1 protein-coding gene (running past one end of the window) is annotated in these 15375 nt (G+C 74.3%); it reads right to left on the reverse strand.

Features of this window, described 5'->3' with window-relative positions:
- Positions 1–140: 140 nt before the first annotated feature.
- A protein-coding gene (locus ACIO9K_RS07340) for an SDR family NAD(P)-dependent oxidoreductase (RefSeq protein WP_400327675.1) crosses the window boundary here: on the reverse strand, positions 141–15375 show its 3' portion. It continues 15233 nt past the right edge of the window; only the last 15235 of its 30468 coding nucleotides appear in the window; its start codon lies off the right edge, out of view — the gene reads right to left on this strand; it ends in the stop codon at positions 141–143.

Here is a 15375-nt window from a genome sequence, read left to right on the forward strand (position 1 = left end):
GGGCGGCTTGGGTGTGGCCCCACCCGGGGGCCCGGGGGGGGGGGGCCCCCCCCCGCCCCCGCGGGGGGGCCCCCCCCCCGGGGGGGGGGGGCCCCCGGGGGGGGGGCCCCCCCCGACCCGGGGAGGGACGGGGCGGGTCGTCAGTCGGACAGGCCCAGTTCGTTGTCCAAGAGGTCGAACATCTCGTCGTCCGAGGCCGACTCGAAGTCGAAGGCCCCGGCGCCCGGGAGTCCGCCGGCGGCAGCGGCGCTCCGGGCGGCGAGCCACTTCGAGCGCAGCACCTCCAGGCGGGCGGCCACCTGGTCGGACAGCGCCTCGTCCGATCCGTCGACCTCGGTCGTCCCGAACGCCTGCTCCAAGCGGTCGAGTTCGGCCAGCAGCACGGCCGCGCCCGCGGTGGGCTCGGGCTCCAGGCCGAGCCGCTCGAACAGGTGGTCCGCCAGCTCAGCCACCGTCGGGTGGTCGAAGACCAGGGTGGCCGGGAGGCGCAGGCGCACCAGCCCACCCAGGCGGTTGCGCAGCTCGACCGCCGTCAGCGAGTCCAGCCCGAGGTCCTGGAAGGCCCGCTGCGGGTCCACCCCGGACGCCTCGGTGTGGCCGAGGACTGCGGCCACCTGCCGGCGGACCGCCTCCAGCAGCGCCTCTCGCCGCTCGGCCCCCGGCAGCTCGGACAGCCGCCGCACGAACTCGGCGCCGCCGCCCGCCCCACCGTCCGCGCCCGCGACCGAGCCGCGCCGCACCGGCACGCGCACCAGGCCGCGCAGGAGCGGCGGGATCTCCCCACGCTTCCGAAGGACCGCCGAGTCCAGCCGCAGCGGCAGGACGGCGGGCTCCGCGCCGACCGTGGTCGCGTCGAACAGTGCGAGCCCCAGCTCCGGTGTGAGCGGCGGTATTCCGGTCTGGGCCAGGCGCTCGGCCTCGGCGTCGGTGAGGGCGCCGGTCATGCCGCCAGCGCCGGTCCACGGGCCCCACGCCAGCGAGACGGCGGGCAGGCCCAGGGAGCGGCGGTGACGGGCGAGTGCGTCCAGGAAGGCGTTGGCGGCAGCGTAGTTGCCCTGCCCGGGGTTGCCGAGCGTGCCGGCCGCCGAGGAGAACAGGACGAAAGCGGTGAGGTCGAGACCTTCGGCGGCCCGGTGGAGGTTCCACGCCGCGTCCGCCTTCGGGCGCAGGACGGCACCGACCCGCTCGGGCGTGAGCAAGCCGATCGTCCCGTCGTCCAGGACGCCCGCGGTGTGCACCACCGCGCGGACGTCGTGGCGGGCGAACAGCCCGGTGACGGCGGCCTCGTCGGCCACGTCACAGGCCTCGACGGCCGTCTCGGCGCCGAGCCCGGCGAGTTCGGCGACCAGCTCGGCCACACCGTCGGCAGCGGCGCCGCTGCGGCTGACCAGGACCAGGCTCCGCACGCCGTGCTCGGCGGCGAGGTGCCGGGCCACCAGGCGGCCCAGGCCGCCGGTGCCGCCGGTGATCAGCACCGCGCCCTCGTCAGGCCAGCTCGGCGCCTCGGTCGCGAGCTCCTCCCGTACGAGGCGGGCGGCGAACAACCCTCCGTCGCGAACGAGCAGTTGCGGCTCGTCGACGGTGAGGGCCCCGGGCATCAGCCCGGTCTCGGCGGTGGCGAGGTCGAGCAGGCCGAACCGGCCCGGCTCCTCCGACGCCGCCGAGCGCACCAGGCCCCAGGCCGCGGCGCCGGCGAGGTCGGCGCCGGACACCGCGCCCCGCGTGACGAACACCAGGCGCGAGGCGGCGAACCCCTCGTGCGAGAGCCACGTCTGGACCAGCTCCAGGACGGCGGCCACCCGGGCGTGCACCGCCTCGGCCCCGCCGGCGGGGAGTTCGGCCAGGACCACCGGCGGCACGTCGGACCGTGCGGCGAGCTCGGTCAGCGCCTGCGCGTTCGGCTCGACGGCGACGAACGCCACATCCGCGTCGGCGGGCGCCTGCACCGGCATCCAGTCGAGGCGGAACAACGCGTCGTGGCCGGCCGGGCGGGCGAAAGCCCCGAGCTGCTCGGCGACGATCGGCCGGACGGTGAGCGAGCCCACCGACGCCACCGGCCGGCCCTGCGCATCGGCCGCGGCGAGCGCCAGCCCACCGGACGCCGACGGCGCCAGCCGGACTCGTAGCGCGGACGCCCCCGAGGCGTGCAGCGCGACGTCCTCCCACGCGAACGGCACCCCGGCACCGCCCTCCCCGAACCCGCCGCCCACGGCGAGCGTGTGCAGGCAGGCGTCGAACAGGGCCGGGTGGAGGCCGTAGGCGCCACCCTCGACGCCCGCGGGCAGGCAGACGTCCGCGAAGAGCTCCTCTCCGCGGCGCCAGACCGCACGGAGGCCCTGGAACGCCGGGCCGTACCCGAACCCGGCCTCCGCCAGGCCGTTGTAGAGACCGGTCAGGTCGACCCGCTCGGCGTCGGCCGGCGGCCACACGGAGGCGTCGAACGCAGCCGGTGCCGCACCCGTGCCCAGCACGCCGCTCGCGTGCAGGGTCCACGGGTGCAGACCCCCGGCCGCGGGCCGGGAGTGCACGGTCACGGGCCGGCGGCCCGCGTCGTCCGGCGCCCCGACCGCCACCTGGAGCTGCACGGCGTCCGTCCCCGGAAGGACCAGCGGCGCGGCGAGCGTCAGCTCCTCGACGATGTCGCAGCCGACCTCGTCGCCCGCGCGCACGGCCAGCTCGACCAGCGCCGTGCCCGGCACCAGCACCGAGCCCATGACGACGTGGTCCGCCGCCCACGGGTGGGACCGTGCCGACATACGACCGGTGAACAGGAGGCCGCCGCTGTCGGCCAGCTCCAGCGAGCCGGTGAGCAGCGGGTGCTCGGCGTTCCTGAGCCCGGCGGACTCTGCGCCGCGGCCGGCGGGCAGGCCGGTCGGCCAGTAGTCCCGGTGCTCGAACGGGTAGGTCGGGAGCTCGGCGAGGTGCCGGCCCGCTCCGGCGAGCAGCGCCCGCCATTCGACCTTCGCGCCGTGGACGTGCAGGCTCGCGAGGGCCTGGAGGAGGCTCGCCTCCTCGGGGCGGTCCTTACGGAGCGCGGGGGTGGCCACGGTGTCGGCGTCGTCGGGCAGCGCGCTCGCGGTGAGCGCGGTGAGGACGGCGTCGGGGCCGAGTTCGAGGTAGCGGCGGACGTCGGCCTCGTGGAGGGTGCGGATGCCGTCGGCGAAGCGGACGGCGTCGCGGACGTGGCGCACCCAGTACTCGGGGGTCGTGAGGTCCTCGGCCAGTGCGCCGGTCAGGTTGGAGACGACCGGGATCGAAGGCGCGCTGAAGCTCAGCCCGTTGAGGACCTCGCGGAAGTCCTCCAGCATCGGGTCCATCAGCGGGGAGTGGAACGCGTGGGACACCCGAAGGCGCGTGGTCCGCCGGTCGGCGAAGTGCGCCTCGATCGCCGCGACGGCCTCCCCCGCGCCCGAGACGACGACCGAGCGCGGGCCGTTAACGGCGGCGATCGAGACGAAGTCGCCCAGCAGCGGCAGGACTTCGTCCTCCGTCGCCTGCACGGCGAGCATCGCGCCGCCGGACGGCAGCGCCTGCATGAGGCGGCCGCGAGCAGCCACCAGGGCACAGGCGTCGGTCAGGCCGAACACCCCGGCGACGTGCGCGGCCGCGACCTCCCCGATCGAGTGGCCCGCCAGGAACTCCGGCCGCATGCCGAGGGATTCGACGAGCCGGTACAGCGCCACCTCGACCGCGAACAACCCGGCCTGGGCGTACTCCGTCCGGTTCAGCAGCTCCCCGTCCTCACCCCACACGACATCCCGAAGCGGCAGTTCCAGCGCGGCGCACACCTCGTCGAAGGCCTCCGCGAACACCGGGAACCGGCCGTACAACTCCCGGCCCATGCCGAGCCGTTGCGAGCCCTGTCCGGAGAACAGGAACGCCGTCTTGCCGTCGGCCGCGACCCCTCGGGCGACCTCCACTCCGTCCACGAGCACCGTGCGGTGCGGCAGCGCCGACCGCCCGGCCAAGGTGAACGACACGTCCGCGGAGGGCAGTTCCTCGGCATCCGTGAGCCGCGCGAGCTGCGCGTCCAGCGCCACCTCGGACTTGGCCGACACGACCCACGGCACCAGACCGGGTGTGGCCTCGTTCTCCGGGACCGCCGACTCGGGCAGCTCCAGGATGACGTGGGCGTTGGTGCCGCTGATCCCGAAGGAGGAGACGCCCGCACGGCGCGGATGGTCGGTGGCCGGCCAGTCGGTGCGCTCGGTGAGCAGCTCGACGGCGCCGGCCGTCCAGTCGACATGGGTGGAGGGCTGGTCGATGTGCAGGGACTGCGGGAGCACCCCGTGCTGCATCGCCAGCACCATCTTGATCACGCCGGCCACACCGGCCGCCGCCTGCGCGTGCCCGATGTTCGACTTGATCGAGCCCAGCGACAGCGGCAGTTCACGGTCCTGACCGTAAGTCGCCAGCAGGGCCTGCGCCTCGATCGGGTCGCCCAGCGTCGTCCCGGTCCCGTGCGCCTCCACCGCGTCCACGTCACCGAACGACAGCCCGGCACTCGCCAGCGCCTGCCGGATCACCCTCTGCTGCGACGGACCGTTCGGCGCCGTCAGACCGTTCGACGCACCGTCCTGGTTCACCGCGCTGCCGCGCAGGACCGCCAGCACCCGGTGCCCGTTGCGACGCGCGTCCGACAGCCGTTCCAGCACCACCATGCCGACGCCCTCACCCCAGCCCACGCCGTCCGCCGCCTCGGCGAAGGCCTTGCTGCGGCCGTCCGCGGCGAGGCCGCGCTGCCGGGAGAACTCCACGAACGTCCCCGGGGTGGCCATCACCGTCACGCCGCCGGCCAGGGCGAGCGTGCACTCGCCGCTGCGCAGGGCCTGCGCGGCCAGGTGCATCGCGACGAGGGACGACGAGCAGGCCGTGTCCACCGTCACCGCCGGGCCTTCAAGGCCGAGCGTGTAGGAGACGCGGCCCGAGGCCACGCTCCCGGCGCTGCCGCTGCCCTGGTGGCCCTCGAACTCACCGCCGCCGAGCAGGTTCGCGTAGTCCGCGTACATCACGCCCGCGAACACCCCCGTCCGGCTGCCGCGCAGCGACACTGGATCGATGCCGGCCCGCTCGAACGCCTCCCACGACGTCTCCAGCAGCAAGCGCTGCTGCGCGTCCGTCGCCAACGCCTCGCGCGGGCTCATCCCGAAGAACGCCGCGTCGAACGCCGCTACCTCCCGCAGGAATCCGCCCGTCCGGGTGTAGGACGTGCCGCTGTGGTCCGGGTCCGGGTCGTAGAGGGTCTCGACGTCCCAGCCGCGGTCGGCCGGGAACTCCGACACCGCGTCCACGCCGTCGGCCACCAGGCGCCACAGGTCCTCCGGCGACGCCACGCCGCCGGGATAGCGGCAGGCCATCCCAACGAGCACGATCGGATCGTCGGACGGGACGGGCAGGGCCGCCGGGAGTTCCACGCTCTCCGCGGCGCCGAACAGGCCTTCCAGCAGGAAACCGGCGAGCGCCTGGGCGGTCGGGTAATCGAACACGACGGTGGCCGGCAGTGGGAGACCGGTCACCGACTTGAGCCGGTTGCGCAGCTCGACCGCCGTCAGCGAGTCGAAGCCGAGGTCCTGGAAGGCCTTCGACGGATCCACCGTCGCCCGGCCCTCGTGGCCGAGCACGAGCGCGATCTGATCGCGCACCAGCTCCAGAACGGCCGCCCGCCGCTCGTCCTCGCCCAGGCCCGACAGCCGCCGGGTCAGGTCGATCGCGGCGGGGGCCGTGGCCGCCCGGCGCGCCGGGGTCCGGACCAGGCCGCGCAGGAGGGCGGGGACGTCCCCCCGGTCCCGCAGGGCGAGCAGGTCTAGCCGGACGGGCAGGACGGCCGGCTCGGCGCCGGTGGCGACCGCGTCGAACAGCGCCAGCCCGTGCTCCGGGTCGAGCGGCGGCACGCCGGCGCGGGTCATCCGCTCGCGCTCGGTGTCGGTGAGGGTGCCGGTCATGCCGGCCACGCCGGACCAGGGACCCCAGGCGAGCGAGACGGCGGCCAGACCGAGCGAACGACGGTGGACCGCCAGGGCGTCCAGATAGGCGTTGCCCGCCGCGTAGGCGCCCTGACCCGCACTGCCGAACGTGCCGGCGACGGAGGAGAACAGGACGAAGGCCGCCAACTCGCGTTCCTTCGTGGCCTCGTGCAGGTGCCAGGCGGCGTCCGCCTTCGGGCGCAGGACGGCGCCGACGCGCTCGGCGGTCAGGGAGCCGATCACGCCGTCGTCGATCACGCCGGCCGTGTGGACGACCGCGCGAATCTCGTGCCGGGCGAACAGGTCCGCGACAGCGGCCCCATCCGCCACGTCACAGGCCTCCACAATCACCCCTGCACCCAACTCCGCCAGCTCCACGAGCAGTTCGTCCGCACCCTCGGCGTCCGCGCCCCGGCGGCTCACCAGCAACAGGCTGCGCACACCGTGCTCCGCCACCAGGTGCCGCGCCACGACCCTGCCCAGACCACCCGTGCCACCGGTGATCAGAACCGTCCCCTCACTCGGCCACGCCACCGACGCCACCGCCCCGACCGTGCCCTCCACCCGAACCAGACGGGCCGCGAAGACCTCACCGCCACGGACGAGCAACTCCGGCTCATCCACACCCAGCACAGCGGGAGGCAGTTCTCCCGAACCCTCCAGATCCACCAGACCGAACCGGCCCGGCTCCTCCGACATCGCCGACCGCACCAGACCCCACACCGCAGCACCCGACAGATCCCCGCCCGCCACCACACCACACGTCACGAACACCAGACGCGAGCCCGCGAACCGCTCCCCCGCCAACCAACCCTGCACCAACTCCAGCACACGTGCCGTCCGAGCATGCACATCGTCGTCCGCCGATCGGATCACCACCACCGGCGGCACCTCCACCGAAACCTCCGCCAACGACTCCACCACCACGAACTCCGGAGCAGCAGCCGTCTTCACCGGCACCCAGTCCACCCGGAACAACGCGTCCCGGCCCACCCGCGTCTTGAGCGCGAGCTGCCCGGCGGCGATCGGGCGCACCGTCAGCGCGCCGACCGAGGCCACCGGCCGGCCGTCGGCGTCGGCGATCGCGAGCGCGACCCCACCGCCCGCCGACGGCGTCAGCCGCACCCGGACCGCCGACGCCCCGGAGGCGTGCAGCGCCACGTCCTCCCACACGAACGGCACACCGCCACCCTCGCCGGACCCGGTCAACGCGAACGCGTGGAGGCAGGCGTCGAACAGCGCCGGGTGCAACCCGAAACCACTACCGTCAACGCCCTCGGGCAGAACGACCTCCGCGAAGACCTCATCCCCGCACCGCCAGACGGCCCGAAGCCCCCGGAACGCCGAACCATACTCGAACCCGGCCGCCGCCAAACCCTCGTACAACCCGACCGCGTCAACCGCCTCGGCACCGACCGGCGGCCACACCGAGGCATCGAACACCGCCGGCACCGCGCCCGAGCCCACCACACCACTCGCATGCAGAGTCCAGACCGGCTCCGAGCCGGTGTCCGCCGTGGAGTGGATGCCGATCGCGCGGCGCCCGGAGTCGTCCGGCTCGGCCAGGCGCACCTGGATCCGGACCGATCCGTCCTCGGGCAGGACGAGCGGCGCGGCCAGCGTCAGTTCCTCGACCAGATCACAGCCGACCTCGTCCCCGGCCCTCACCGCCAGCTCGACCAGCGCCGTGCCCGGCACCAGGACCGAACCCATGACGACGTGGTCCGCGAGCCACCCGTGCGACCGGGCCGACAACCGGCCGGTGAACACCAGATCGGCGGTACCGGCCAGTTCGAGCGAGCCGGTGAGCAGCGGGTGCTCGGCGTTCCGGAGCCCGGCGGACTCGGCCGTCGGGAAGAACGCCGATGCGTCCGTCCAGAAGCGGCGGTGCTGGAAGGCGTACGTCGGCAGGGCGACCCGGCGGGCGCCCGTCCCGGCGTGGAAGGCGGACCAGTCCACCGGGACGCCGAGCACGTGCAGGCGTGCCAGCGCCTCGACGACGGTCCGCTCCTCCTCGCGTCCGCGGCGCAGCGCCGGGATCGCTTCGGCCTCGCCGTCGGGCAGCGCGCTCGTGGTGAGGGCGGTGAGGACGGTGTCGGGGCCGAGTTCGAGGAAGCGGCGGACGCCGGCCTCGTGCAGGGTGCGGATGCCGTCGGCGAAGCGGACGGCCTCGCGGACATGACGCACCCAGTACTCGGGCGACGTCAAACCATCGACCAGTGCGCCGGTCAGGTTGGAGACCAACGGGATCGACGGCGCACTGTAGCCCAGCCCGTTGAGAACCGTACGGAAGTCCTCCAACATCGGGTCCATCAGCGGCGAATGGAACGCGTGCGAGACCCGCAGCCGCGTCGTCCTGCGGTCGGCGAAGTGCGCCTCGATCGCCTCGACGGCCTCCTCCGTACCCGAGACGACGATCGAGGTCGGGCCGTTGACGGCGGCGATCGACACGAAGTCCGTGAGCAGCGGCAGGACTTCGTCCTCCGCCGCCTGCACCGCCAGCATCGCGCCACCCGACGGGAGTGCCTGCATCAGACGGCCACGAGCGCTCACCAGCTTGCACGCGTCCTCCAGCGAGAACACCCCGGCCACATGCGCCGCCGCGACCTCACCGACCGAGTGCCCGGCCACGAACTCCGGCCGCACACCCAGAGACTCCACCAACCGGTACAGCGCCACCTCGACCGCGAACAACCCCGCCTGGGCATACTCCGTCCGGTTCAACAGCTCCTCGTCCGCACCCCACACGACATCCCGAACCGAAAGATCCAGAACCCCGCACACCTCGTCGAAAGCCCGAGCGAACACCGCGAACCGGGCATACAACTCCCGCCCCATCCCCAACCGCTGCGACCCCTGCCCCGAGAACAGGAACGCCACCCGCCCGCTGGTCGCGACGCCGGTCGGCGCCTCGCCGTCCGCCACCGCCCGCAGGCCGGCGAGGAGTTGCCCGGCCCCGTCGCCGACCACGGCCGCGCGGTGTTCGAGCGCGGCACGGGTCGTCGCCAGCGAGTACGCGACGTCCACCGGACGGGCGTCGTCAATGGCCGCAACCAGCCGCTCGGCCTGCGCGCGCAGGGCCTCCGGGGACGTGGCGGACAGCAGCCACGGCACGACCCCCGGTTCGGCCTCCGGCACCTCCGTGGGCTGGGTCGCCGCCGGGGCCTCCTCGATGATCACGTGGGCGTTGGTGCCGCTGATCCCGAAGGAGGAGACGCCGGCGCGGCGCGGACGCTCGCCCGGGGCCCACGGGCGGGGCTCGGTCAGGAGCCGGACGGCCCCCTCCGACCAGTCCACGTTCGCGCTCGGCTCGTCCACGTGCAGCGTCGACGGCAGCTCGCCGTTGTGCATCGCGAGCACCATCTTGATCACGCCGGCGACACCAGCGGCGGCCTGGGTGTGCCCGATGTTCGACTTGATCGAGCCGAGTAGCAGGGGCCGTTCGCGGTCCTGACCGTACGTCGCAAGCAGCGCCTGGGCCTCGATCGGGTCGCCCAGCGTCGTCCCGGTCCCGTGCGCCTCGACCACGTCGACCTGGTCGGCGCCGAGTCGGGCGTTGGCGAGCGCCTGCCGGATCACCCGCTGCTGCGACGGACCGTTCGGCGCCGTCAGGCCGTTCGACGCGCCGTCCTGGTTCACCGCGCTGCCGCGCACGAGCGCGAGCACCGGGTGCCCGTTGCGCAACGCGTCCGACAGCCTCTCGACGACCAGGAAGCCCGCGCCCTCGGCGAAACCCGTGCCGTCGGCCGCGGTCGCGAACGACTTGCACCGCCCGTCGGGGGCGAGCGCGCCCTGGCGGCCGAACTCGGCGAACACCCCCGGCGTGGCCATGACCGTCACGCCGCCGGTGATCGCGAGCGAGCAGTCGCCCTGGCGCAGCGCCTGGGCGGCCAGGTGCAGGGCGACCAGGGAGGACGAGCAGGCGGTGTCCACCGCGACAGCCGGGCCCTCCAGACCGAGCTTGTACGAGACGCGGCCGGCCACGACGCTGCCGTTGCCGTCACTGCCCGGGTAGTCGTGGTACATCACGCCGGTGAAGACGCCGGTGCGGGTGCCGCGCAGGCCGCTCGGGTCGATGCCGGCCCGCTCCAGCGCCTCCCAGGAGAGCTCCAGCGTGAGCCGCTGCTGCGGGTCCATCGCCAGGGCCTCGCGCGGGGAGATCCCGAAGAAGCCGGGGTCGAACTCGGCGGCGCCGTCGAGGAATCCGCCCGCGCGGGTGTAGTACGAGTCCTCGGTGCGGAGCGTCGAGAGGTCCCAGCCGCGGTCGGTGGGGAACGGGGAGATCGCGTCCGCGCCGGACGTCACCAGCTGCCAGAGCTCCTCGGGCGTGGTCACCCCGCCCGGGTAGCGGCAGGCCATGCCGACGATCGCGATCGGGTCGTGGCGGACCTCGGCCGCCGCCGCGATGTCCGCTGCCTCGTCGACACGAACGACGCGGTCGTCGGCCAGGTCGAGCAGGGCATCGACCAAGCCCGCGTCACGGAGCCGCCGGGTCGGGATCGACTGCAGCGCGGCCCGCAGGTCGGCCTCGGCGCGGGACGCCTCGCCGCTGGCGGCGGTCCGCACGCCCAGCTCGGTGACGATGAGGTCCGTCACGGCCTCGGCGTTCGGGTGGTCGAAGGCGAGGGTGGCGGGCAGGCGCAGGCCGGTGAGCGTGTTGAGCTGGTTGCGCAGGTCGGTCGCGGCCAGGGAGTCGAAGCCGAGCTCCTGGAACGCGCGCTCCGGCTCGATCGCGTCGCCCGACTCGTGGCCGAGCAGCCCCGCCACCCGGGCCAGGACGAGGTCGAGGACCGTCCGCCGCTGCTCCGCCTCCGTCAGCCCGGCGAGCCGCGCGGCGAGACCCTCGGCCGGTGCGGCCGACGCCGAAGCGTGGGCCGCCGTGCGGCGGGCGGCCGGGACGAGACCGCGCAGGAGCGCGGGGACCTCGTCGGTGCGGGCCCGCAGGGCGCCCGCGTCGACCCGGATCGGGACGACGGTGGCACGCTCGCTGCGCAGACCGGCGGCGAACAGCGCCAGACCCGCCTCGCGGGTGAGCGGCGGGACGCCCTGGGCGGCCATGCGGTTGCGGTTGAGCTCCAGGAGCTGCTCGCCGAGGCCGGCGCCGACGTCCCACATGCCGTAGGCCATCGAGGTCGCGGGCAGGCCGGCGGAACGGCGGTGGGCTGCGAGGGCGTCGAGGAAGACGTTCGCGGCCGCGTAGTTGCCCTGGCCGGCGGTCAGGACCAGACCACCGGCGGAGGAGAACATCACGAAAGCGGTCAGGTCGAGGTGGCTCGTCAGCTCGTGCAGGTACCACGCGCCGTCGGCCTTCGGCGCCAGCACGGCATCCATACGCCCAGGCGTGAGCGCACCGACCAGACCGTTGTCACCGACACCGGCGGCATGGACCACGGCCGACAAACCCGGGATCCCGGCGATCAGACCGGCCACGGCCTCACGGTCCGCCATGTCACACACACGAACCTCGACGGCAGCACCGAGAGCGGACAGCTCCGCCACCAGCTCCACCGTTCCCGGCGCCTCCAGACCGCGACGACTCGCCAGCACCAGACTACGAACGCCACACTCGGACACCAGGTAGCGGGCCACCACGGCCCCCAGGCCACCCGTACCACCCGTGACCAGCACCCTGTCGCCCGCGCCCACCGGCAGCGAACCCTCCGGCTGCGGGAGCCGGCTCAGACGCGGAACATAGACGGCCCCGGCGCGCACGGCCGACTCCGGCTCGGACGTGACGACCACTTCCCCGTCCGTGTCCACCAGGACGAAGCGTCCGGGGTTCTCCGCCTGCGCCGCCCGGACCAGACCCCACACCGGAGCCTGCGCCAGATCCACCGGCTCGCCCTCACACACCGCCACCGCACCCCGTGTCACCACCACCAGACACGACGCCGCGAACCGCTCCTCCGCCAGCCACGTCTGGAGGACCTCCAGCACGGCGTGGACGTTCACGCGGACACCGCTCGGGACGTCCTCGGGGCTCACGAAGGCGCCGCAGTCGAGGACGACCACGCCTGGCGCCGCCTCCGAGGACTGCGAGACGTCCTGCCACCGCGCCGAGGCGTCATCCGCAGCAGCCGAGCTGGGCAGCTCCGCCCACTCGATCCCGTACAGCGGGTCGACCGAGCCCAGCTGCTCCGCCGAGACCGCCCGGCTCACCATCGAGGCCACCGTCAGCACCGGGCCGCCCGCCGGGTCGGCGAGGTCGAGCCGCAGCCCGCCATCGCCGAGCCGGACGATCCGCACCCGCACCGCCGAGGCGCCGACGGCGGACAGGGTCACGCCGGTCCACGCGAAGGGGATCATGGTCTCGCGCTCGCCCCCGCCTGCCAGGATCGCGGCGTGCATGGCCGCGTCGAGCAGCGCCGGGTGCACGCCGAAGCCGTCGGCCGCCACACCCTCCGGCAGCGCGACCTCGGCGAACAGCTCGTCGCCGCGCCGCCAGGCCGCACGCAGGCCCTGGAACACCGGCCCGTAGCCGAACCCGGCCTCGGCCATCCGCTCGTACGCGCCCTCCACCGGCAGCGGCTCCGCGCCGACCGGCGGCCACACCTCCGCGTCGAACGATTCCGCCCCGACGGCTCCGGAGACCGCCAGCGAACCGGCCGCGTGCTGGACCCACCCGGCGTCCGGGCCCCCGTCCGCCCGCGAGTGGATCGTGACCGCGCGCCGTTCCGAGGCGTCCGGGCCACCGACCCGCACGTGCAGCTGGACGGCGCCGCGCTCGGGCAGGACCAGCGGTGCGGCCAGCGTCAGTTCCTCCACCAGATCACAGCCGACCTCGGCCGCGGCCCGCAGCGCGAGCTCGACCAGCGCCGCGCCGGGGACCAGGACGGTGTCCAGGACCTGGTGGTCGGCCAGCCACGGGTGCGAGTCCAGTGACACCCGGCCGGTGAGGAGGAACCCGTCCGTGTGGGAGAGGTCGACGGCCGCGCCGAGCAGCGGGTGCGCGAAGGCACCCACTCCGACCGCGCCCAGGTCGCCGAGCGGGCTCGTCGCGTCGAGCCAGAACCGGCGGTGCTGGAACGCGTAGGTGGGCAGGTCCACCGTCCGGGCGCCGGTACCGGCGAAGAGGACGGACCAGTCCACCTCGGCCCCGGCCGTGTGCAGCCGGCCGAGCGCGCCGACCAGCCGCGCCTCCTCGTCCCGATCCGCGTGCAGGGCGGGCACGACGCACGTACCGGCGGCCGTCGGGTCGTCGAGGACGCCCTGCACCAGGCCGGACAGGACGGTGTCGGGGCCGAGTTCGAGGTAGCGGCGGATGCCGGCCTCGTGCAGGGTGCGGATGCCGTCGGCGAAGCGGACGGCCTCGCGGACGTGGCGCACCCAGTAGTCGGGCGAGGCCAGGCCCTCCGCCAGTGCGCCGGTCAGGTTGGAGACCACCGGGATCGACGGCGCGCTGAAGGTGAGCCCGCTGAGGGCTTCGCGGAAGTCCTCCAGCATCGGGTCCATCAGCGGGGAGTGGAACGCGTGCGAGACCCGCAACCGGTTCGTCCTGCGGTCGGCGAAGTGCGCCTCGATCTCCGCGACGGCTTCTTCCGTCCCCGAGACCACGACCGACGTCGGGCCGTTCACCGCCGCGATCGACACGAACTCGCCCAGCAACGGCAGGACTTCGTCCTCCGACGCCTGCACCGCCAGCATCGCGCCACCCGACGGCAACGCCTGCATCAAACGGCCACGAGCGGCCACGAGCGCACAGGCGTCCTCCAGCGAGAACACCCCGGCGACGTGCGCGGCCGCGACCTCACCGATCGAGTGCCCGGCCACGAACTCCGGCCGCACACCCAGGGACTCCACCAGCCGGTACAGCGCCACCTCGACCGCGAACAACCCCGCCTGGGCATACTCCGTCCGGTTCAACAGCTCCTCGTCCACACCCCACACGACATCCCGAACCGGAAGCTCCAGAACCCCGCACACCTCGTCGAAAGCCCGAGCGAACACCGCGAACCGGGCATACAACTCCCGCCCCATCCCCAACCGCTGCGACCCCTGCCCCGAGAACAGGAACGCCGTCGCCCCGCCCGACCGGGCGGACGAGGTGGCCGCGCCCGGGGCGAGTTCGCCCCGGCTCAGTGCGTCCAGCCCGGCCAGCAGTTCCTCCCGGTCCGCACCGAGCAGCACCGCGCGGTACTCCAGCGTCGCCCGCGTCTCGACCAGCGAGTGGGCCACGTCCAACGCGTCGAGCTCCGGCCGCGCGCCGACGAAGGTCGCGAGCCGCCCGGCCTGCACCCGCAGGGCCTCCGGCGTCGCCGCGGCGAGCAGCCACGGCAGCGTGCCCGGATCCCGTCCACCAGCGGCAGATGCGACCACCGGCTCGGGGCCCTGCTCCACGATCACGTGCGCATTGGTCCCGCTGATCCCGAAGGCGGACACGCCCGCCCGGCGCGGACGGCCGGTCGCCGGCCAGGCCCTGGCCTCGGCCAGCAGCTCGACCGCGCCCTCCGACCACTCGACGTGCGGCGAGGGCCGGTCGATGTGCAGCGACTTCGGCAGCACGCCGTGCTGCATCGCCAGCACCATCTTGATCACGCCGGCCACGCCGGCCGCCGCCTGCGCGTGCCCGATGTTCGACTTGATCGAGCCCAGCAGCAGCGGCAGTTCGCGGTCCTGGCCGTAGGTGGCGAGCAGGGCCTGCGCCTCGATCGGGTCGCCCAGCGTCGTCCCCGTACCGTGAGCCTCGACGGCGTCCACGTCCGCCGGGGACAGCCCGGCGCTCGCCAGCGCCTGGCGGATCACCCGTTGCTGGGACGGCCCGTTCGGCGCCGAGAAGCCGTTGCTCGCGCCGTCCTGGTTGACGGCCGTGCCGCGGATCACCGCGAGCACCCGGTGCCCGTTCCGCTCCGCGTCGGACAGCCGCTCGACGAGCAGCACCCCGACGCCCTCCGACCAGCCGACGCCGTCCGCCGCGCCAGCGAACGCCTTGCACCGACCGTCCGCGGACAACCCTCGCTGCCGCGAGAACTCGACGAACATGCCCGGCGTCGACATCACCGTCGCGCCGCCCGCGAGGGCAAGCGAGCACTCCCCGGTGCGCAGCGCCTGGACTGCCAGGTGCAGGGCGACCAGGGACGAGGAACAGGCCGTGTCCACGGTCACCGCCGGGCCCTCCAGGCCCAGCGTGTAGGACACGCGGCCGGAGACGACGCTGCCGCCGCTGGTGCCCGAGGGATTCGTGTTGAGCGCGTAGTCGTGGTACATGACGCCCGCGAAGACGCCCGTCCGGCTGCCGCGCAGGGACAGCGGGTCGATGCCCGCCCGCTCCAGCGCCTCCCACGAGGTCTCCAGCAGGAGCCGCTGCTGCGGGTCCATGTAGAGGGCCTCGCGCGGGGAGATCCCGAAGAAGCCGGGGTCGAAGTCGCCGGCGTCGTGCAGGAAGCTGCCGTGGCGGGTGTAGCTGTGCCCCTCC

Source organism: Kitasatospora sp. NPDC087271, assembly GCF_044744605.1.
GTDB lineage: Bacteria > Actinomycetota > Actinomycetes > Streptomycetales > Streptomycetaceae > Kitasatospora.